The sequence below is a fragment of the Bradyrhizobium sp. BRP23 genome, assembly GCF_020194135.1.
Lineage (GTDB): Bacteria > Pseudomonadota > Alphaproteobacteria > Rhizobiales > Xanthobacteraceae > Bradyrhizobium > Bradyrhizobium yuanmingense.
In genome coordinates this window covers 22,307-43,749 of record NZ_JADYVW010000020.1, presented here as the reverse complement: position 1 = coordinate 43,749, position 21,443 = coordinate 22,307, and the positions used below count along the sequence as shown (strand labels likewise).

The window sequence follows — 21,443 nt, the reverse complement described above, 5'->3', positions numbered from 1 at the left end:
CTATGGTCGAGCGAGATCGCAAACAGCGGTCTCGCTCTTTTCGTCTCGGCGAGACATCGCTCGCTCATTCTTTCCGCGGCCTGAAGCGCAGTTGAGCGGCTCGGCTGCTGCCAAATACGGCGTCGCATCAGCTCGCCGGGACGGTCTGCCCACGCGGATCGCAGGCCATCGCAATCATGCGCAGCGCCAGCACGATGAGCAGCGGAAGCAGGAAGGCGGCATAGAGCGGCATCGTCGGCACGCGCTTGCCGAACGAGACCATGAACTGGAGCCAGAGGTAATAGCCGCCCACAAGGTGCAGGGCCCGCCAGGCGCGCGGGCCGATCAGTGCGGCGGTGCGGTCGAACGATGTCGCGCCCATTGCGATGATGAAGCCGTAGCCGATGCCGCCGAAGACGTAGGAGGCTGCCGAGGTGGCCTCGGCAAATCCGGCCGGATCCATCCCGGCAAACGTCATGATCGCCACCGCGTGGATGGCGTGGGAGGCCGCGAAGCTAAGGCCCAGATAGCGGCGGTTGCGCTTCTGCCAGCGCGTCCAGGCATTGGGCCACAGCCGCGCCAGCGCCGCGGCGCTGAACGCGAGGCAGAACAACAGGAGCGAGCTTCGCGCCGTGAAGCGGATCACCATCCGAACGCCCTCGACCTCGAACTGCCGCATCGAGGCGATCCATAGGCTGAGTGCGACGAGGCTCACGCAGAGAACGGCCAGCAGGCGCCAGCCTTCGAGCCAGCTTCGACGTTCGGACATGGCGATCTCCTCTCTATGTAATCATCGATTACATTTGGCGTTGAAGGCGCCGTCAACGGTGTAATCATTGCTTACATTCACGTTCGGGTGAGGCTAGAAAGATCCATGCCTGTCCATCAGCCGTCCAAGCCGCGCGCCCGCCGCCCTGCCACCGAAGCCCGGCCGTACCATCACGGCGACCTCCGCCGCGTGTTGATCGATGCTGCGCTGCAACTCGCAGCGGAAGGCGCCGAAGTCTCGGTGCGGGAGGCCGCGCGCCGGGCCGCGGTGTCGCCGGGGGCGCCGTTCCGACACTTTCCCAACCGCGATGCGCTCATGGCGGCCGCGGCCGAGGAGGCGCAGCGGCGCTTTCGCGCCGAGATCGATGCGGCGCTGCGCGAGGCTCCGGCCGCCGACCCGCTCGCCCGCTTCCGCGCCTTCGGTCTCGCCTATTTGCGTTGGGCCATGCGCAATCCCGCGCATTTCGAGATCATCTCGACCGGGCGCTATTTTGCCCATGGCAGCTCGCCGGACCTGACACGAGACAACGCCGAGCTGATCGCGCTAACGGAGCAGATGCTGGTCGACGCGGCAGAGCAAGGCCTGCTGCGGTCGGCCGACCTCAAGCGTATCCAGGTCGCCGGGCGCGCCCTCGTCTACGGTTTCGCTCGGATGAATCTCGACGGCCATTTCCCGCGCTGGGGCGTCGGGGAGGGCGAGATCGAGCGGATGGCGGAGGGGGTGATCGACCTGTTCATCGCAGGTATCGCAAAGCCCTAGCGGGCCAGCGGCTCTGGTCGATGCCGTACGGCGCAGCCCGCTAACATTAAGCGAAGGTCGGACCGCGCCGCGCGTTGCCTCTCCTTGATCATTCCGTTACAGTTTTATGACACGGTGCAGGCTTCCGGCTGCTCCGGACGCCCTGGCTGTTTTTGGGTCGGCCAGCCAGGCTTGGCATCACCGCGCCGGACCAGAAGTTGCGTGTCGTCGATGGCGTCCGCGCCCAATCCAGGTCCTTCTGCCACGACGGCCGTGCTGGCGAGCGTCGCCGCGCTCGGCATCTGGCGGCTGCTCGCGGTTGCAGCGCCGCATCTGGCGGCACTCGCCCTGATGTACGAGACCGAGACCGATTTCGGCTCGCGCCTGTCCTTCGCGCTGGCCTGGGGCATCCTCAACTTCTTCTGGATCACGCTGCTGCGTCGCCCCGCGCTGTCGGGTGCGCTGTCGCTGACCATGGTGGTCGTGCTGGTGCTGCTGTCGCGGCTCAAGCACGACGTCGTGCAGATGACGGTCAACTTCATCGACCTGATGATGATCGACCGCGACTCCGTCGCGTTCCTGTTCACGATCTTCCCGAACTTACGCTGGTCGGTGATCCTGGCCGGTCTGGTCACGCTGCCGCTGATGTATGCGCTGTGGTGGCTCGATCCGTTCCGCATCCGCCGCCTGCCGGCGCTCGCCTGCAAGCTCGCCTGCCTTGCCGCCCTGGTCTGCTATTCGCTCTATCACCCGGACGAGGCCTGGCGCGGCTATTACGACGACGGCTATCTCTCGAAATTCTTCCGCTCGGGCGTCACGGCCGTCTCCGATTTTGCGCAATACGGCTTCATGGAGGCGTCTGCTTCGACCGGCGAGCGGCTCAACATGCCGCTGGTCGATGCCTGCCACCCGGCTGGCCGCCGGCCCAACATCATCATGATCCATGATGAATCGAGCTTCGACATCCGCGCCGCCCAGGGCATCAAGGTGCCGCCGCGCTATGGCGACTATTTCAAATCGTGGGACGGCAAGCAGCGCACGTTCCTCGCCGAGAGCAATGGCGGGCCGAGCTGGTTCACCGAGTATAACGTGCTCGCAGGGCTTTCCTCGCGTTCATTCGGCCGCTTCGCCTATTTCGTCACGCGCATCGCCTCGAACCGGGTCGAGCGCGGCCTGCCGCTGGCGCTGCGCCGCTGCGGCTATGACACGCTGTCGCTCTATCCCGCCCATGGCGGCTTCATGGGCGCGCGCAGCTTCCAGATGACGACGGGAATCGAGCGCTTCCTCGATTCCAAGGATCTGGGCGCCAAGGGTGTCGAGCCCGACAGCTTCTTCTACGACAAGGCGCTTCAGCTGATCGGCCAGCAGCCGCCGAACAAGCCGCTGTTCGCCTTCATCTATCTCGGTGCCAACCACTTCCCCTGGGAGACCCGCTTCCGTCCCGATCTGCTGCCGAATTGGCGCGCGCCGGGCAATGTGCCGTCCATCGATGAATATCTGCGCCGCCAGACTATGAGCGCCGAACAGTACAAGGCGTTCGTTGCCGGTTTGAAGAAGACCTTTCCCGGCGAGCCATTCCTGATCGTGCGCTACGGCGATCATCAGCCGGAGTTTGCGGCTGCCATCCTCGAGCCCGGGCTCGACGAGGGCGCCATCGGCAAGAAGCTCGACGCCTACGATCCGCGCCTCTACGCGACCTATTATGCCATCGACGCCATCAATTTCGAACCGGTCGGAAGCCAGGCCGTGATGGACACGATTGACGGTCCCTATCTGCCGCTGGTGGTTCAGGAAGCCGCCGGCATCCCGCTCGACCCGTCCTTTGCCGAGCAGAAGGAGATCATGCTCCGCTGCAAAGGCATCTTTTACGGCTGCAAGGATGGCGCCGAGGCGCGGCGGCTGAACCGGCTGCTGATCGACGCGGGGATGATCCGGGGGCTGTAGCCTCTCGCTTGGATCGCGGACGCAACTCTTCGACCGTCACCCCTGAGGTGCTCATCAAGCGGCGGCGGACCTACTGTTTGATCTTCTCCCACAACCACTTCGCCACAGCATCGGGCGATGAATTCGCATCATTGCCGCTGGCGCGCAGGTTCGCCTCGCGCATGGTGGCGATGTCGATCTTGCCGAGCAATGGCTTGAGCGCCGCCTGCAGTCGCTCGTCTCCGGCGCGCTTCGGCGCAAGCAGCAGGATGGCGTCATAGGGCGGGATCGCGCGTTTGGGGTCGTCGAGCTCCGTGAGCTCGTATTTGGCGATCAAGCCGTCGCTGGTGTAGCCGGCGATGACGTCGACCTCGCCGCTGGCGACGGCCGCATACATGAAGTCCGGTTGCATCTGGCGCTGGGCGCGGAACTGCAGCCCATAGGCCTTCTGCAGGGCAGCCCATTCGGGGCGTGAGAAAAACTCGTAGTCGCCGGCAATCGACAGCGTGGCCGAATGTGCGGCGAGATCTGCGACGGTTCGGATGCCGAGCGCATCGGCGCGTCGTCTTGGCATCACCAGCGCATAGGCGTTCTCGAAGCCGAGCTCGCCGAGCAGGATAATGTTGTCCTTGGCGAGCGCCGTCTTCAACTCCGCCACCAGTTCTGCGCGCGGCTTGATGTCGGTGCGATGCAGCTGGTTGGCCCAGAGCGTACCGGAATAGTCGACATAGAGATCGATGTCGCCGGCCTTCAGCGCCCCGAAGATCACGCTGGAGCCGAGGCCGGAGCGCGCGGTCGCCGCGAGGCCCGCCGCCTGGAGGCGGTCCCTCATCAACGCCGACAGGACATATTGTTCGGCGAAGGTCTTGGCGCCGACCACGTAGCCTGACGACGAGCGCCCCATGGTCGGCACCAGCGTTGCTGCGACTAGCGCCGCGATTCCGAGCGCCCCGAGGCCGCTGCGCACGCGGCTGCGGCGGCGCAGGCCGTTCTCGATCAGGCCGAGCAGCTGGTCGACCGCAAGCGCGAGCAGGGCGGAAGCCACGCAGCCAAACAGCACGAACACCCAGTTCTGGGTCTGGAGGCCGGCAAAAATGTAATTGCCGAGGCTGGTTTGCCCGATCGGCGTCGACAGCGTCGCGGTGCCGATCACCCACACCGCCGCGGTGCGGATGCCGGCCATCATCACCGGCAGCGCGAGCGGCAGCTCGACGATCAGCAACGATTGCCGCGCGGTCATGCCGACGCCCTCGGCAGCCTCGATCAGCGCGGGATCGATGCCGTTGAGGCCGGTGATGCCGTTGCGCAGCACCGGCAGCATCGAATAGAGCGCCAGCGCCAGCATCGCCGGCAGGAAGCCAAACGCCGAAAAGGATATTCCGAACCAGGCCAGCGTGACGGATGCAGCCAGCAGCAGCAGCGGATAGAACAGCGCGAGCAGCGCCAGCCCGGGTACGGTCTGCACGATGCTGGCCAACGCGAGCAGGATGCTGCGTGGCGCCGGACGATTGCGCGTCAAGATCGCCAGCGGCAAGCTCACGGCGAGGCCAAGCGCGAGGGCGGCGAGGCTCACCCGCACATGATTGCCGAGGTAGTCCGGCAGATGCGACAGCGCCTCGCCCCAGCGCGGATCGGTGAAGAGGCTCATGCCGCACCGCCCACCGGCAGCAACGCATTCAGTCGCTCGACCTGGCGCCGCGGGGTACGCAACAGTTCGAGCACGTAATCGTCGCTGCTGCTCGAGAGCTCCGCAGCCGTACCCTGCGCGAGCAATCGTCCCCCGCGCATCACCGCGATGCGGTCGGCGAGCAGGATCGCCTCGGTCATGTCATGGGTGATCATCACGGTGGTCAGGCCGAGCTTGCGGTGCAGCGCGCGATAGTCGTCGCCGAGCGCATCGCGGGTGAGGGGATCGAGCGCGCCGAACGGCTCGTCCATAAGCACGATGCGGGGCCTTGCCGCGAGCGCCCGCGCCACGCCGACGCGCTGGCGCTCGCCGCCGGAGAGCGCCTCGGGCAGCCGGTCGCGATGCGTTGCGCGGTCGAGCTGCACCAGCTCCAGCAGCTCGTCCACGCGGCCCGCAACGGCCGCAGCCGGCTCGCCGAGCAGCTTCGGCGTGATGCCGATATTGTCGGCGACGCTCAGATGCGGAAACAGCCCGCCGCTCTGGAAGACGTAGCCGACCCGGCGCCGAAGCGCGACCGGATCGACATTCTGCACGTCCTCGCCTTCGACGGTGATGGTGCCGCTATCGGCCTCGATCAGCCGGTTGGCGAGCCGCAGCAGCGTGGTCTTGCCCGAGCCCGAGCCGCCGACGATCGCCACAAACTCGCCCGCCGCGATGTCGAGCGACACGTTATCGACGGCTGCAAGGGAGCCGAAGCGCTTGGTGACGTGCTGGTAGCTGATCGCCAGCTTGGAAGACATCGTGGGAGAGCTCTCTTTTCTCTTACCCTCCCCGAGGGGGAGGGTCGATCGCGCGCAGCGCGAGCGGGGTGGGGTGATCTGTCGACGCGGGCAGTATTCGACGCGGAGAAACCGTCACCCCACCCCGGTTCGCATTCCGCTTCGCTTCATGCGCACCGACCCTCCCCCTCCAGGGGAGGGTGAGAGCACGGCAAGTCCCCATGCGTAGCACGCTTGGCGGCTTGATTGAACTTGGCCGCACGAGCGGCTAAGGCATCGGCCTGAGTTGGAGGAAGCACATGACGACGCCCACGGCAGTGGCGCTGGAAGATGCCAAGGTTGCGTTCCGGCTGGGGGACGGCCGGGTCTATACGGCGGTGGAGAAGGCCCATCTCGCGGTGGCACAGGGCGAGTTTGTCGCCATTGTCGGGCCCACAGGGTGCGGAAAATCGACGCTGCTCAACGTCGCGGCGGGCCTGCTCAAGCCCGCCGCGGGCAGCGTCAGGATTTTCGACCAGCCATTGGCGGGGCTGAATCGGGATGCCGGCTATTTGTTCCAGGCTGATGCGCTGTTCCCCTGGATGACTGCGCTCGACAATGTCGCGATCGGACTCGAGGTCAAGGGCACGCCGCGCGCTGAAGCCTTGTCGCAGGCGCAGAAATGGTTGACCGCCGTCGGCCTCGGCGCCTTCGCGAACCGCTATCCGCACATGCTTTCGGGCGGCCAGCGCAAGCGCGTGGCGCTGGCGCAGGTGCTGATCCGCGATCCGAAGATCCTGTTGATGGATGAGCCGTTCGGGCCGCTCGATGCGCAGACGCGCCAGGTCATGGGCAATCTGCTGCTCGATCTGTGGAGTGCCGACCGCAAGGCCGTGCTGTTCGTCACCCACGATCTCGAAGAGGCCATCGCGCTCGCCGACCGCGTCGTGATCATGTCGGCGGGGCCGTCCTCGCGCATCATCGGTGACTGGCGCGTCGGCCTGGCCCGCCCGCGCGACATTTTCGAGGTGCGCCTCGACAAGGAATTCCATGCGCTCCATCGCGAGATCTGGAGCGTGCTGAAGGATGAGGTGATGAAGGGGTACGCACAGTCCACTCAGGCGGCGGAGGTGGTCTGATGTCGCGCACGACGCTGTTTGCGCTGCAGATCCTGGTCGCTGTCGTCGGCTTGGTGCTGTGGCAGGTGCTGTCGACCGTTCCCGTGTTCGGCAAGATCCTGCTGCCGCCGTTCTTCTTTTCCAACCCGTTGGACGTGTTCAGCCAGATCGTGAAATGGTTCGCCTCCGGCGTGATCTGGAAGCACCTCGGCATCACGCTCGCGGAATCAATCCTCGCCTTCGTGATCGGATCGCTTGGCGGCGTCCTGGTCGGCTTCTGGTTCGCGCGCCAGCCGCTGGTCGCCGCGGTGTTCGACCCCTATGTGAAGATGGTCAACGCCCTGCCGCGTGTCGTGCTGGCGCCGATCTTCGCGCTGTGGCTCGGGCTCGGCATCTGGTCCAAGGTCGCGCTCGGCGTCACCCTGGTGTTCTTCATTGTCTTCTTCAACGTCTATCAGGGCGTCAAAGAGGTCAGCCGGACCGTGCTCGACAATGGCCGCATGCTCGGCATGAGCGAGCGGCAGCTGATGCAGCATGTCTATTGGCCGTCGGCGCTGTCGTGGATGTTCTCGTCGCTTCATACCTCCGTCGGCTTCGCCGTGGTCGGCGCGGTGGTCGGCGAATATCTGGGATCGGCGGCCGGGCTCGGCTATCTGATCCAGCAGGCCGAGGGCATCTTCGATGTCGCCGGCGTGTTCGCCGGCATGTTCGTGCTGTCGGCCTTCGTCATCCTGATCGATTTCGGCGTCACCTTGGTGGAGCGGCGCCTCCTGGTGTGGCGGCCGGCCGCGTCGGACGGGCGGGGGTAGGAAGCAGGTCTATTTTGATCGCGTCGATGCGATCGCGGACGTGTGTTGGGCGTACTAGCTGCGCCGAGGGGCTGATGGCCAGCCCGCTCAGGCGGAGCTTCTCAAGCCAGGCCCGCTGCTCTATGGTGCCGCCGGCCGAACGGAGGAAACCAATGAAGAACACGATTGCCAGGCTCGCCGGCGCACTGCTCGCGCTGACGCTCACCACCTCGCTTGCCGCGGCGCAAAGCAAGGTCACCATCGCGGTCGGCGGCGGCTCCTGCCTGTGCTATCTGCCGACGGTATTGGCCAAGCAGCTCGGCGAATACGAGAAGGCCGGCGTCAGTGTCGAGCTCGTCGACCTCAAGGGCGGCTCGGATGCGCTCAAAGCCGTGCTCGGCGGCAGCGCCGACGTGGTCTCCGGCTATTTCGACCATTGCGTCAATCTCGCCGCCAAGAAGCAGGAGCTGCAATCCTTCGTGGTCTATGACCGCTATCCCGGCCTCGTCCTGGTGGTCGCGCCCTCGCGCACCAACGACATCAAGTCGGTCAAGGATCTCGCCGGCAAGAAGGTCGGCGTCAGTGCGCCCGGCTCCTCCACCGACTTCTTCCTGAAATACATGCTCAAGAAGAACGGGCTCGATCCCACCAGCGTCGCCGTGATCGGGGTGGGCCTCGGCGCCACTGCGGTGGCCGCAATGGAGCAGGGCCAGATCGACGCGGCAGTGATGCTCGATCCGTCCGTGACCGTGCTGCAGGGCAGCCACAAGGATCTGCGTATCCTCTCGGACACCCGTACCCAGAAGGATACGCTGGAGACGTTCGGCGGCGAATATCCGGGCGGCGCGCTGTATTCGACCGTGGCCTGGATCAACGGCCATGAGAAGGAGGCGCAGGCGCTCACCAATGCGATCCTCGCCACGCTCGCCTGGATCCATTCGCATACGCCGGAGGAGATCATGGCGAAGATGCCCGAGCAAACCGTCGGCAAGAACAAGGACCTCTATCTTGCCGCACTGAAGAATACGATCCCGATGTATTCCGAGACCGGCAAGATGGACCCGAAGGGCGCCGACGCCGTGCTTGCAGTGTTCAGCGTCGGCTCGCCCGAGGTGGCGAACGCCAAGATCGACGTCAGCAAGACCTTCACCAACAAATTCGTCGAGCAGGCCAAGAAGACAACGGGGAGCGCCAAATAGCCGACGCCATGGCGTGGTATCAGGCGTCATGACGTCACCGGTCATACATCGCGTCGCGACGCTCGATCTTGCGGTGCGGCCGATCGTGTGGCCGTTCGCCGAGGAACGGCGCGCCGAGATCGCGGCGCATTTCGCCGAGAAGCAGCGCGAGCGGCCGAAAATCTGGAACGGCCGCGTCCTGCTCGGGCGTGACGCCGTGTTCAACGACGGTCACCTGACGGCGACCTATTTCGAGACGGATTTCGCAAGCTTCCTCGCCTGGCGCGACTGGGGCTTTCCCGACAAGGCCGTGTTCAACGGCTTCGGCATGGGCGCGCTGCGCGCCTCCGACGGCGCCTTCATCATGGGCGAGATGGCGCCCCACACCGCCAATGCGGGCCGCATTTATTTCCCCTCGGGAACGCCGGATCTCGACGATGTCAGGGACGGCGCGCTCGACATTCCCGGCAGCGTCGTCCGCGAGGTCGGCGAGGAGACCGGCCTGACCGCGGCCGATTATCGGATCCAGCCCGGCTGGCATTGCGTGGTTACCGGCCCCACGATCGCAATGTTGCAGGTCATCAACCTGGACATGCCGGGCGATGCGGCCCGCGCCAGGATCGAAGCCAACCTTGCGCGCGAGATCGAGCCGGAGCTGTCCGCCATTCATCTCGTGCGCGGGACCAGCGATCTCAGGCCGTCCATGCCGCGATTTGTCACGGCCTTCGTCGAGCAGCAGTTCGCAGCGCGCTGATGCGCGAGGCTTGACATCGCCGCGCGCAGCCCATGTGATGGGCCGAAGAATTGCACCAAGAATGCAATGCACAAATCGTCCAGGGAGGTTTTGATGCGCCTGCGCATGGCTGCCCGCTTGGTACGTGGGCTGTTGGTCGCGATATCAGCGACGGGCTTGGCGGTGTCTGCCGCGGCCCAAGACAAGGCTCAAGAGAAAAAGCTCAAGATCGGCGTCATCTACGATCTGACCGGCCCGCTCGCCGGCGGCGGTTCGGAGCTGCAATATACCGGCGCAAGGATCATGCTGGATCAGTACAGCGCGAAAGACGTCGAAGGCTACAAGATCGAGGCGATCTATGCCGATGCTCAGAGCAAACCGGATATCGCCATCAATGAAGCGATCCGTTTGATCGAGCAGGAAAAGGTCGACATGCTGCTCGGCTTCTTCTCCTCGGCGCAATGCGTGCCAGTGGCAGCGCGGGTCGAGCAGCTGAAGAAGTTCATGTGGATCACGACCTGCATTTCGTCGGCGGTGCTGGAGAACAAGAACTACAAATACGTGTTTCGCCCGCAGGCCTCCGGCGACCAGTTCGGCATGATGACGATGGACTTCATCGCGCAGAATGCGAAGGAAAAGCTGGGCAAGGACCCGAAGGACCTGCGGGTCGCCATCATCCACGAGGACGGCGCCTACGGCGTCGACGTTGCCAAAGGCAACGAGGCCGGTGCCAAGAAGGCCGGTTTCAACATCGTGCTCAGAGAGGGCTATTCGGCGACGGCCCCGGATCTGTCTGCGTTGGTCACCAAGCTGAAGCGGGCCAAGCCGGATGTGGTGTTCCATACCGGCTATAATCCCGACATCACCCTGTTGCTCCGGCAAGCCCGCGAACAAGGGCTGAAGTTCGGCGCACTGGTAGGACATGGCGCCGGCTACGGGGTCTATGAGAAGCTGAAGGAAGGCCTGGGCGCCGACGTAAACTATGTCTTCAACACCGATCCGATCTCGATCTGGCTCGCCAACCAGAAGAGCATGGATCCGAAGCTGCCGCCGATCATCAAGGCGGTCGGCGAGGAGTTCGACAAGCGCAAGCCGGGTGTCGCCATCCGTTCGGCCCATGTCGGCATGGCTGCGTCCAACACCTATTTGTTCCTGAACGACGTGCTGCCGCGAGCGATCAAGAAGTATGGCGGCGTAGATCCCGACTCCCTGCGCAAGGCAGCACTGGACACCGACATACCCGAAGGCGGCACCATGCTCGGCTTCGGCGTCAAATTCCACGGCGAGGGTTCGCCAATGGCCGGCCAGAACGAGCGCTCGTTCCCGGTCGTGATCCAATACGTCGACGACAAGTCCTATGTGGTGTGGCCCAAGAGCCAAGCGCAGCGCGAGGCCGTGCTGCCGCTGCCCAAGGGCACCACCTATAGCAACCAATAGCGGGGTTCTGCGGTGTTGGAAGTCAGCGGATTGGTGAAGCGGTTTGGCGGCTTCACCGCCGTGAACAACGTCTCGTTCCGGGTCGATCAGGGTGAGATCCTCGGCCTGATCGGTCCCAACGGCTCGGGCAAGAGCACGATCTTCAACATGCTGTCCGGCACGCTGGCGCCGACCTCCGGATCGATCCTGTTCGCCGGGCACGAGATTGCGGGCCTTGCGCCGCACCGGATCATCAACAGCGGCATCGGGCGGACCTTCCAGATCCCGCGGCCGTTCCGCCGCCTCAGCATTTTCGAGAACGTCGCGCTTGCCGGCTTCTACGGCCAGGGCCGCCACAGCCGCGCCAAGGCGGAGGAGGCGGCCGAGCGGTCGCTGGCGATGGTCGGCCTGCCGACCGATCGCCATGCTAGTGTCGATGGGCTTGGCGCAGCGGGGCTGAAGAAGCTGGAGCTGGCGAAGGCGCTCGCCACCGCGCCAAAGCTATTGCTCGCCGACGAGAGCCTCGGCGGTCTCGACGAGGCCGAGATGGACCAGGCTGCGGACATGCTGCGCAACATCCGCGACGAGCTCGGCATCACCATCATCTGGGTCGAGCACATCATGGGCGTCCTGATGCGCGTGGTCGACCGCGTCATGGTGCTCGATCACGGCGAGAAGATCTCGGAAGGCCTGCCGAGCGCGGTCGCGGGCGATCCGCGCGTCATCGAGGTCTATCTCGGCACCGACGCCGAGACCACGCAGGCCGCGGCCGCCGAAGCGCGCCGCCGCGCAGGGGGCTAGGTGATGCTGGAGCTTCGCGGCCTCAATGCCGGCTATGGCACCTTCCAGGCGCTGTTCGACGTCAACCTCGACGTGAAGGCCGGCGAAGCCGTCGGCGTGATCGGCCCGAACGGTGCCGGCAAGACCACCCTGATGCGCGTCATCTCCGGCCTGATCCGTCCCTCGCGCGGATCGATCAGGATGGAGGGCGTCGACCTCGTCGCGACACCGTCGCACAAGATCGTCAGCCTCGGCATTGCGCATGTGCCGGAGAACCGGCGGCTGTTTCCGCAGCTCACGGTCGACGACAATCTCAAGATGGGTGCCTTCATGAAGGAGGCGCGGGACCACTACGCCGAGCGGCTGGAGGTGGTGTTCGACCTGTTCCCCCGCCTGAAGGAACGCCGTCACCAGATGGCCGGAACCATGTCCGGCGGCGAGCAGCAGATGTGCGCCATCGGCCGCGCGATGATGTCCAATCCGAAACTGTTGCTGCTCGACGAACCCTCGGCGGGGCTCGCGCCGGTGGTGGTGCAGCAGGTGTTCGAGCTGGTGAAGCGGATCCGCGCCAGCGGGCTGACGGTGCTGATCGTCGAGCAGAACGTGCAGCAGGTGCTGAAGGTGGTCGATCGCGCCTATCTGATCGAGGCGGGCACGATCCGCGCGTCCGGCACCTCGGCCGAGATGCTGGCGAGCGACACGGTCAAGGAAGCTTATCTCGGGGTGTGAGGGGCATGCAGGCGTTCCTGGACGTATTCGACATCTACCTGCTGGAGGCCGTCATCAACGGCATCTTGCTCGGCGGCGTGCTGGCGCTGCTTGCGCTCGGGCTCAACCTGATCTTCGGCGTCATCGACGTGACCTGGATCTGCTACGCCGAGCTCGTCATGATCGGCATGTACGGCATGTATTTCATGGTGCAGTATTACGGCGTCAGCTATTTCGTCGCTGCCCCGCTCACTATCATGCTGGTCGCCGTGCTTGGTGCGGCGCTGCACTACCTCGTCATTGCGCCGCTGCTGACCGCGCCACCGATCAATCAGCTGCTCGCGACCGGCGGGGTGCTGTTCGTGCTGCAGAGCTTTGCCACCGTTGCCTTCGGCATCGACTTCCGAAATCTCGGCATCCGCCTGCCGGTGCTCGCCTTCGGCGACATGAATTTCAGCTACGCACGACTGCTTTCGTTCGCCGCCGCGCTGGTCGGCATGGTCGCGGTCTATCTGTTCATGACGCGCACCTTCACCGGCACTGCGATCCGCGCCATCTCACAGGACCGCCAGATCATGGCGCTGATGGGCGTCGACACCAAGCGGATCTACTTGATCACGTCGGCGCTCGGCGGCGCGCTCGCCGGCCTCGCCGCCTGCCTCTTGGTGCTGCAATACGACGTGCATCCCTTCGTCGGTCTGTCCTTCGGGCCAATCACCTTCCTGATCTGCGTGCTCGGCGGCCTCGGCAATTTCATCGGCGGCTTCATCGCCGCCTTCGTGTTCGCCGAGATCATCTCGCTCGGGGGCCTGTTCTCCGACCTCGAATGGGGCTATGTGCTGGCCTTCGCGTTCTTCATCGTCATGATGTTCATCCGGCCCGCGGGCCTGCTTGCGAGGCGCCGATGATGGGGCAGGGGCGGCTTGCTGCATGGGGCGTGGGGCTGGCGGCGCTGGTCGCGCTGCCCTTCGTCTATCGCGATCCCTATCATCTGCACATCCTGGTGCTGATCCTGATCTGGTCGTTCGCCTATACGTCCTGGTCGATGATGGGGAGGTTCGGCCTCGTGTCGCTCGGCCATGGCGGCTTCATGGGGATCGGCGCTTACGTTACCGCGCTGTTGTGGAATCACGCAGGATTGTCGCCCTGGATCGGCATTCCCATCAGCATGGCGGCGGCCGGTGCGCTGGCGATGATCGTCGGCTATCCCTGCTTTCGCTTTCGTATCACCGGGCATTATTTCGTGCTGGTGACGCTGGCGCTGTCAGGCATCGTGCTCCAGGTCATCACCGCGACGCGCGACTATACCGGCGGCTCGCTCGGCTATACCCCGAACCGCGCGTCCGGCAACAGGCTGCTGGCGCTGCAATTCGACGACAAGACCACCTGGTACCTGATCGCGCTTGCGGTCTGGCTGTTCGGCATCGTGGTCTGGCACTGGGTCGACCGCAGCATGGCGCGTTATGCGCTGGAGGCGATCTCCGAGGACGAGGATGCCGCCGCCGCGGCCGGCGTCGACGTCACCGCCGAGAAGCTGAAGATCACGCTGCTCAGCGCGCTGATGACGGCGCTGGCGGGCGCGATCTACTGCCAGTACCAGATGTTCATCACGCCCGACACGGTCAGCGGCATCGCAGTCTCGCTGCAGATGGTGTTCGCCGCGATCGTCGGCGGGCTGTTCGTCTCGCTAGGTCCGACCGTCGGCGCCATCATCACCATCCTGCTGGCGGAAACGCTGCGCATCGGTTTCGGCACCAAGGCGGTCGGCTGGGATAATCTCGTCTACGGCGTGCTGCTCGTGCTTTTCATCATATTCCTTCCCAAGGGCATCCTTGGTAGCTTGCTCGACCGATTGAAGTTGCAACGCAAGGTGCCCCGCGCTCATGAGCAAAAAGCCGTCCAAGTCGCTCGCCCAGGAGCTTGACCGCTACATCACGCCGTTTCGCTACGATGGCTCGGGCAAGTTTCACCTCAAGGACCACAAATCCGACGAGAGGGGCGATCTCGACAAGGAGAAGGCGCTCGCGATCCTCGATGCCAACAAGAAGCGGCTGATCGCGTTTCAGGAGAAGCTCTACGCGCAGGACCGCTGGTCGCTCCTGATCGTATTCCAGGCGATGGACGCCGGCGGCAAGGATTCTGCGATCAAGGCGATCTTCGAGGGCATCAATCCGCAGGGCTGCGAGGTCACGGCCTTCAAGGCGCCGAGCAGCAAGGAGCTCGACCACGACTTCCTCTGGCGTCATGCAGTCGCGCTGCCCGAGCGCGGCCATATCGGCATCTTCAACCGCTCGCATTACGAGGAATGCCTGGTGACGCGCGTACACCCGGAGATTCTCGCCAAGCAGAAGCTGCCGCCAAGGCTCGTCACCAAGAACATCTGGAAGGAGCGGTTCGAGGACATCTCCGCCTTCGAGCGCTATCTCTGCCGCAACGGCACCGTGGTGCTGAAGTTCTTTCTCAACCTGTCCAAGGAAGAACAGCGCGAGCGTTTCCTCGCGCGGCTGGACGATCCGGCCAAGCAGTGGAAGTTCTCCATGGACGACATCAGGGAGCGCGCGCTGTGGCCGCGCTACCAGGCGGTCTACCAGGACATCGTCCGGCACACGGCGACGTCCCATGCGCCCTGGTATGTCGTGCCCGCCGACCACAAATGGTTCGCCCGCGTCGTGATCGGCTCGGTGATCAATGCCGAGCTGGAAAAGCTCGACCTGCGCTTCCCCCGTGCCGACAAGGCCTCGCTGGAGGAGTTCAAGCAGGTGCGCAAGGCGCTGGAGAAAGAAGGCACGGGAGGCAAGAGGCAAGCAAAGTGACAGCCGGCGGGACCACGAACTGCAAGAACGTCAACTTCGCGCTCCAGGGCGGCGGTGCGCACGGCGCCTTCGTGTGGGGCGTGCTCGACCAGGTGCTCGAGGACGGCAGGCTCGCGATCGAGGCGATCAGCGCGACCAGTGCCGGCGCGATGAATGCGGTGGCGATGGCCTCGGGCATGGCGCACGGAGGCGCGGAGGCCGCGCGGGAGAGCCTGCACGCATTCTGGTACGAAGTCTCGCGCATGGATATGGCGTACGATCTGATGTCGCCGCTGAACCAGTGGATCCAGGCCCTGAAGCTGCCGCCGGAATATCATCCGGTCCATGCCTTCATCCATACGCTGACGCATACGCTGCCGCCGAACCTGCTCAATCCCTTTCATTTCAATCCGCTCCGCGCGCTGCTGCAGCGCGTGATCGATTTCGACCGGCTCAATTCCTCGCCCGAGGCGCCGCAGCTGTTTCTGAACGCCACCAACGTCCGCACCGGCAAGATCAAGGTGTTTCAGAGCCCGCTGCTCACGGCGGACACCGTGCTCGCCTCGGCATGCCTGCCGCCCTATTTTCAGGCTGTCGAGATCGATGGCGAGCATTACTGGGACGGCGGCTATCTCGGCAATCCCGCGATCTATCCGTTGATCTACCGCAAGGGCAGCCACGACGTCGTCATCGTGCAGGTGACGGCGATCCGGCGCGACGAGCTGCCGGCCAGTGCCGCCGATGTCCTCCACCGCATCAACGAGATCAGCTTCAATTCGTCCTTGATGCGCGAGATGCGCGCGATCGCTTTCGCCACCCGGCTGATCGACGACGGCGAGCTCGACAGCAACAAGCATAGCCGCATGTACATGCATTGGATCGGCAACGACGCGCTGATGTCGCAGCTCGGCACGGCCACGCAGTTCCACCCCGAATGGAGCCTGTTGTGCCGCCTGCGCGATGAGGGCCGCGCGGCGGCGCGCAACTGGCTGGCGCGAAACTTCGACCAGATCGGAAAGGCCTCGACGGTCGACCTGGCGGAGATGTTTCTCTAGTTGGCCGGGTGGCCATCGACCAAAAGTGCGAAAACAACCCCATGCACAGTAGCTGGGCATAGCGGAATCAATGGCTTATCGGCTCCCATCATCCGCGATGCGGATTTCACGAAATTCGTTTGCATCGTCGGGCAAAACAGGGGCATGATGTCACCATGCCGGCTGCCTTCGGAAATCCCTCACTTCGCGCGGAAGCGATTTGCACGGCGGAACTCGGATCGTCAAATGTGATCGTCAGATCATTGATCCCGCTTGACAGTTTTGCGACGCAGGAGGAGCATCATAGCGGTCGCAAACAAGCGACGCGCAACGTCCACCTCATGAGCAAGGGGAGGTCTATGACACCACCTCCGCAAATCCAGCCGCGTTAATTGCGATGGAGCTCGTTCGGACTATCGCATAGCGGCGGAAACCGCGAACGGCACGCCGGGACAAGGTTTAGCGGGCTGCATCAGTGAGGCAAAGCCCCTACCTTCCCGGCGCTGTATTTTGATCGTGTCGGATGGCCGTGAAGGCCGCCGCACCAATTTTTTTTGACACCCCGCTCGTCTCAATCCTGCTGGTTGATCCGCAAACGGGTCTTTGCGCGCACTGACGGAGACATCAGCTCCCGATCCTGCATTGCGGCAAATGCCAAGAGAATGTCGTCCCAAAGGCCAACTTCCGACACAGGCTGGGGGCGAATAGCGCCGATCCGACATGACGGATGTGCTTCGGCGGTGACGGCCACGCTACCTGCGAGCACATTCACTTTTCCAGGGAATCTGCGTGTCGCAAAAGCTTGTCCCGGCGCTTCTCGCCGCTCTTTTCCTTGCAATCTCTTCTCTCTCCTGCGCCCGCGCCGATGCGCCGTCCGCGAACGGTGCCGCGGCGCTATCGCCTGACGAGGCGAAGCGTGCGTTGGACACGCTTCAGGACGACAAGAAGCGCGCGCAGATGATCGATACGCTCCGTGCAATCGCCAACGCGTCTGGTTCGCAACAGGCCGCGCCGCAGCCGAATTCGCCGATCCCGCTTTCGGCCGACGGCCTCGGTGCGCAGCTCATGCTGACGGTCTCGGAGGAGATCGGCGAAATCTCGCGTGAGATCGCCGGCATCGCGCGGACGCTCACGCACTTTCCGGCGTTCTACTACTGGATCGTGCGCACCGCGAACGATCCCGCGGCTTACAATCTTCTGCTCGAGATCGCCTGGAAGCTTGCGCTGGTGCTCGGCTGCGCCCTCTTGGCCGAATGGGTGATCTTCCGCCTGATCCGCCGGCCGGTCGCGTTCCTGGAGGGACGCGTGCCGCAAACCGCGCGCCTGCCGGCACCCGCGTTGCCGCTTGCCGATCCGCCATCGTCAGTCGCCGACGTTACGCCTGCACCTGAAATGCAGGAGCGACGTCACAGCCTTGCGCGGGTCTGGCAGATCATGCTGCGCCTGCCCTTCGTGTTCGGCCGTTTCGTGCTCGAGCTGCTTCCCGTGCTCGTCTTCGTCGGCGTCGCCACCGCGCTGCTCGGGACGGAGATTGGAGAACCGACAACCGTCCGCCTCGTGATCCTCGCCGTCGTCAACGCCTATGCGTTCTCGCGCGGGCTCATCTGCCTGGTCCGGGCGCTGGCGGGGCCGTTCGGCTTGTTTCCGGTGCGCGCGGAGACCGCCGCCTATGTCGAGATCTGGGCACGCCGCATCGTCGGCGTCGGCGTCTCCGGCATCGCCTTTGCCAATGTGGCGCTGCTGCTCGGCCTGCACCGCGCCGGCTACGCCGCGCTGCTGCGCATGGTGATGCTGGTCGTGCACCTCTTCATCGCCGTCATCGTCCTGCAATGCCGCCGCCAGGTCGCCGATGCCATCCGCGCCCCGGCCGAGCGGCAGGGGATCGCGGCTCGTTTGCGCAACCGCGTCGCCGGCGGCTGGCACTATCTTGCCATCGCGCTCGACCTCGCGCTCTGGGCGGTGTGGGCGCTCAACATCCGCAACGGCTATTCGCTGCTGCTGCAATATTTCGTCGGCACCATCGCAGTGGCGCTGGTCGCACGTGTCGTCATCATGCTGACGCTGAGCCTGATCGATCGCGGTTTCCGCATCAAGCCGGAGATCCTCCAGCGCTTTCCCGGCCTCGAGATCCGTGCCAACCGCTATCTGCCGCTGCTCCGCAGGATCGTATCCGGCGTGATCGCCTTCATCGGTTTCGTGGCGGTGCTCGAGGTCTGGGGCGTGGACGCGATCGTCTGGTTCTATGGCGGCCAGATCGGCAGCCGGCTGATCTCGGCCGTGGTGACCATTGGCCTTGCCGTGCTCATCGCCGCGGCGATCTGGGAAGCCAGCAATGCGCTCCTAGACCGCCAGATCAATACGCTGTCGCGGGACGGGCACTATGCCCGCGCCGCGCGGTTGCGCACCTTCCAGCCGATGCTGCGCACAGGGCTGCTCTGCCTGATCGCGACAATCGTCGGCCTCACCGCGCTCAGCGAGATCGGCGTCAACGTCGCGCCGCTGCTGGCGGGCGCCGGCATCGTCGGCATTGCGATCGGCTTCGGCTCGCAGAAGCTGGTGCAGGATCTCATCACCGGCCTGTTCCTGCTGCTGGAGAATACGGTGCAGGTCGGCGACAGCGTCAGCGTGTCGGGGTTGTCGGGCGTCGTCGAGAACGTCTCGATCCGCACCATCCGTCTGCGCGCGGGCGACGGCGCCGTGCACATCGTGCCGTTCAGCGCAGTCACGACCATCACCAATGCCAGCCGCGGCGCCGGCAATGCTTCGGTCAGCGTCAACGTCGCCTACAAGGAAGACACCGACCGCGCCGGCCAGATCCTCAAGGACATCGTCGATGAGATGCGCCGTGAAGCGGACTTCCGCGCGCTCATCCGCGGCGACCTCGAGCTGTGGGGCGTCGACAAAGTCGATGGCGCGATGGTGTCGATCGTCGGGCAGATCCGCTGCACCGAGGCCGGCCGCTGGCCGGTCCAGCGCGAATTCAACCGCCGCATGAAGCTGCGCTTCCAGCAGAACGGGATCGAGGTCGCATCGCCGGTGCAGACCATCCTGATGCACATCGCGCCGCCGGCGGACAGCGCTGCCAATCTGACGCCCCGGCGGGCGGCGGGATAAGCAGTCCCAAATTCCGGCCTGCCTTTATTTGGGTCCGCCAACGCGCGCCCCGGTTGGCGCGTTAAACCTTTTCGCGCGCAAGTGCCAGGCGTTTGCAAAATCTGCTGCGGTGCGAGATCACGATCGCGGCCGGAGTCTCCTTGATCTCGATTGAACGCTGGCCGACAATGGTCGTGGTTCAATAAGAAACTCCTTGGGGGAATCGTGAATAGACCTGCTCGGGTCAGCGCCCATTCGACATCATCCGACACCGCGCACGGCATGACGCTGCTGCGCGACCCCCTGCTCAACAAGGGCACGGCCTTCACGGAAGCAGAGCGCGCCGCACTCGGCTTGCGCGGCCTGTTGCCGCCCTGCGTGCTGACGATGGAGACCCAGGCTCAGCGCGTGCTCACCAATCTGCGCACGCTGCCGACGGACCTGGAAAAATACGTTGCCCTGAACGCGCTGCATGACCGCAACGAGGCGCTGTTCTTCCGCGTCGTCGTCGACAATATCGACGAGATCCAGCCGATCATCTACACCCCGACGGTCGGGCTTGCCTGCCAGAAATACGGCCTGATCTTCCAGCGGCCGCGTGGCATGTTCATCTCCTCGCGCGACCGCGGCCAGATCGCGGAGATCCTGAAGAACTGGCCCTACCAGGCCAGGCTGATCGTTGTCACCGACGGCGAGCGCATTTTGGGACTTGGCGATCTCGGTGCCAACGGAATGGGCATCCCGGTCGGCAAGCTATCGCTCTATTCGGCCTGCGCCGGCGTGCATCCGGAAGCGTGCTTGCCGATCGTGCTCGATGTCGGCACCAACAACGAAGAGCTGTTGAACGATCCCTATTATCTCGGCCTGCGCGAGCGGCGGTTGACGGGCGAGGCCTATGACAGCTTCGTCGACGAGTTCATGCAAGCCGCGCGCAAGACGTTCCCGGGCGTGCTGATCCAGTTCGAGGACTTCGCCAATCATTCGGCGTTCAAGCTGCTGCACAAATATCGCGACGAGGCTTGCGTCTTCAACGACGACATCCAGGGCACCGCGGCGGTGGCGCTCGCCGGCCTGTTCTCGGCTCTGCGCATCTCCGGCGGCAAGCTGAAGGATCAGAAGATCCTGTTCCTCGGCGCGGGCGAGGCGGCGACCGGCATCGCCGACCTCGTGGTCTCCGCCATGATGGCGGAAGGCGCGTCCGAGGCGGACGCGCTTCGCCGCAACTGGCTGGTGGATTCCCGCGGTCTCGTCGTCAGCGGCCGTGAAGGCCTTTCTGGCCATAAGCTCCGCTATGCCCATGCCGGTCAGGCGCCGATCGCCGACTTCCTCACCGCCATCAAGACGCTGAAGCCGACGGCGATCATCGGCGTCGCCGCGGTCGGCGGCGCCTTCACGCCCGACGTGCTCAAGGCGATGGCCGAGCTCAACGAGCAGCCGATCGTGTTCGCGCTCTCCAACCCGACCTCGAAAGCCGAGTGCTCGGCGGAGGATGCCTATCGCTACACGGAGGGACGCGCGCTGTTCGCCTGCGGCAGTCCGTATGATCCGGTCAAGCTCAACGGCCGCAGCTTCGTGCCGCGCCAGGGCAACAATTCCTACATCTTCCCGGGCGTCGGCCTCGGCGTCATCGCCAGCCGCTCGCGCCTCGTGACCGATGAGATGTTCATGGCGGCGGCCCACGCGCTCGCCGATTGCGTCGGCAAGGAGGACCTCGCTCAGGGCAGCCTCTATCCGGCACTGCCGCGTATCCGCGAGGTCTCCGTGCGCATCGCGGCGGCGGTTGCGGATGTGGCCTATCAACGCGCGCTCGCCGACGGACCCGCGCCCAATGACGTGAAGGCTCTGGTCCAGTCGCAGATGTACGAGCCGAAGTACTAGAGATCGGGCCGCGCCGAAACCCGCGGCTCGCGGGCCGTATCGGGCTGATCCTTCGCCGATCTGTCCCGATTCTGAACAGGTCACTGTGGTGGAATCGCCACAGCTGGCGCGAAACGAAGGCGGCCCCAGAG

General features: G+C 64.7%; 18 protein-coding genes. 15 read left to right on the top strand and 3 right to left on the bottom strand.

Translation table 11 applies throughout. The features are described from left to right. Positions 1-127: 127 nt before the first annotated feature. The gene (locus tag I6F24_RS33680; protein ID WP_074448135.1) at positions 128-748 is read right to left on the bottom strand and encodes a hypothetical protein; all 621 of its coding nucleotides are present in this window, start codon (positions 746-748) and stop codon (positions 128-130) included. A gap of 105 nt (positions 749-853) precedes the next feature. On the opposite strand from I6F24_RS33680, the gene I6F24_RS33675 reads away from it, so the two are divergent. Both I6F24_RS33675 and I6F24_RS33670 read left to right on the top strand, forming a co-directional pair. Continuing rightward, on the top strand, positions 854-1,507 hold the full coding sequence (locus I6F24_RS33675; RefSeq protein ID WP_036025007.1) for a TetR/AcrR family transcriptional regulator: 654 nt from the start codon (positions 854-856) through the stop codon (positions 1,505-1,507). A gap of 210 nt (positions 1,508-1,717) precedes the next feature. Continuing rightward, positions 1,718-3,430 (top strand): sulfatase-like hydrolase/transferase, encoded by a 1,713-nt coding sequence (locus I6F24_RS33670; RefSeq protein WP_225127745.1) that lies wholly within the window; start codon positions 1,718-1,720, stop codon positions 3,428-3,430. Between the two features lie 70 nt (positions 3,431-3,500). Here the strand turns inward: I6F24_RS33670 and I6F24_RS33665 are convergent, their stop codons facing one another. Both I6F24_RS33665 and I6F24_RS33660 read right to left on the bottom strand, forming a co-directional pair. Continuing rightward, positions 3,501-5,057: an ABC transporter permease/substrate-binding protein gene (locus tag I6F24_RS33665; RefSeq protein ID WP_225150310.1), complete on the bottom strand. Its 1,557-nt coding sequence runs from the start codon at positions 5,055-5,057 to the stop codon at positions 3,501-3,503. Next, on the bottom strand, positions 5,054-5,836 hold the full coding sequence (locus I6F24_RS33660) for an ABC transporter ATP-binding protein (protein ID WP_109144921.1): 783 nt from the start codon (positions 5,834-5,836) through the stop codon (positions 5,054-5,056). The genes I6F24_RS33665 and I6F24_RS33660 overlap by 4 nt, the downstream gene beginning before the upstream one ends. Before the next feature lie 278 nt (positions 5,837-6,114). Between I6F24_RS33660 and I6F24_RS33655 the strand changes: the two genes are divergently transcribed. The 13 genes from I6F24_RS33655 (at position 6,115) to I6F24_RS33595 (ending at position 21,312) form a co-directional block, all read left to right on the top strand. Then, positions 6,115-6,933: an ABC transporter ATP-binding protein gene (locus I6F24_RS33655; RefSeq protein WP_225150312.1), complete on the top strand. Its 819-nt coding sequence runs from the start codon at positions 6,115-6,117 to the stop codon at positions 6,931-6,933. Further along, positions 6,933-7,721 carry an ABC transporter permease gene (locus I6F24_RS33650; protein ID WP_036006641.1) on the top strand — a complete coding sequence of 263 codons (789 nt, stop codon included), beginning with the start codon at positions 6,933-6,935 and terminating at the stop codon, positions 7,719-7,721. The genes I6F24_RS33655 and I6F24_RS33650 overlap by 1 nt, the downstream gene beginning before the upstream one ends. A gap of 152 nt (positions 7,722-7,873) precedes the next feature. Further along, positions 7,874-8,899: an ABC transporter substrate-binding protein gene (locus tag I6F24_RS33645; protein ID WP_036037483.1), complete on the top strand. Its 1,026-nt coding sequence runs from the start codon at positions 7,874-7,876 to the stop codon at positions 8,897-8,899. Between the two features lie 28 nt (positions 8,900-8,927). After that, on the top strand, positions 8,928-9,632 hold the full coding sequence (locus I6F24_RS33640) for an NUDIX hydrolase (protein WP_225150314.1): 705 nt from the start codon (positions 8,928-8,930) through the stop codon (positions 9,630-9,632). Between the two features lie 93 nt (positions 9,633-9,725). Continuing rightward, positions 9,726-11,048 carry an ABC transporter substrate-binding protein gene (locus tag I6F24_RS33635; RefSeq protein WP_036006653.1) on the top strand — a complete coding sequence of 441 codons (1,323 nt, stop codon included), beginning with the start codon at positions 9,726-9,728 and terminating at the stop codon, positions 11,046-11,048. Positions 11,049-11,060: 12 nt separating this feature from the next. After that, on the top strand, positions 11,061-11,828 hold the full coding sequence (locus I6F24_RS33630) for an ABC transporter ATP-binding protein (protein ID WP_036037489.1): 768 nt from the start codon (positions 11,061-11,063) through the stop codon (positions 11,826-11,828). Positions 11,829-11,831: 3 nt separating this feature from the next. Then, the gene (locus I6F24_RS33625) at positions 11,832-12,536 is read left to right on the top strand and encodes an ABC transporter ATP-binding protein (RefSeq protein ID WP_036025019.1); all 705 of its coding nucleotides are present in this window, start codon (positions 11,832-11,834) and stop codon (positions 12,534-12,536) included. A gap of 5 nt (positions 12,537-12,541) precedes the next feature. Beyond that, a complete protein-coding gene (locus tag I6F24_RS33620) occupies positions 12,542-13,423 on the top strand; it encodes a branched-chain amino acid ABC transporter permease (protein ID WP_036025021.1) in 882 nt (293 codons plus the stop codon). Beyond that, entirely contained in the window at positions 13,420-14,439 is a 1,020-nt protein-coding gene (locus I6F24_RS33615) for a branched-chain amino acid ABC transporter permease (protein ID WP_036025024.1), read from the top strand. The genes I6F24_RS33620 and I6F24_RS33615 overlap by 4 nt, the downstream gene beginning before the upstream one ends. Further along, positions 14,399-15,328 (top strand): polyphosphate kinase 2 family protein, encoded by a 930-nt coding sequence (locus tag I6F24_RS33610; RefSeq protein ID WP_074448137.1) that lies wholly within the window; start codon positions 14,399-14,401, stop codon positions 15,326-15,328. Before I6F24_RS33615 ends, I6F24_RS33610 begins: the two co-directional genes overlap by 41 nt. Continuing rightward, positions 15,325-16,362: a patatin-like phospholipase family protein gene (locus tag I6F24_RS33605; protein ID WP_036025026.1), complete on the top strand. Its 1,038-nt coding sequence runs from the start codon at positions 15,325-15,327 to the stop codon at positions 16,360-16,362. The genes I6F24_RS33610 and I6F24_RS33605 overlap by 4 nt, the downstream gene beginning before the upstream one ends. Positions 16,363-17,130: 768 nt before the next feature. Next, on the top strand, positions 17,131-19,455 hold the full coding sequence (locus I6F24_RS33600; RefSeq protein ID WP_036025029.1) for a mechanosensitive ion channel domain-containing protein: 2,325 nt from the start codon (positions 17,131-17,133) through the stop codon (positions 19,453-19,455). A 204-nt stretch (positions 19,456-19,659) separates the two neighbouring features. Beyond that, complete coding sequence (locus tag I6F24_RS33595) at positions 19,660-21,312, top strand: NAD-dependent malic enzyme (protein WP_074448138.1); 1,653 nt, start codon at positions 19,660-19,662, stop codon at positions 21,310-21,312. Positions 21,313-21,443 lie beyond the last annotated feature (131 nt).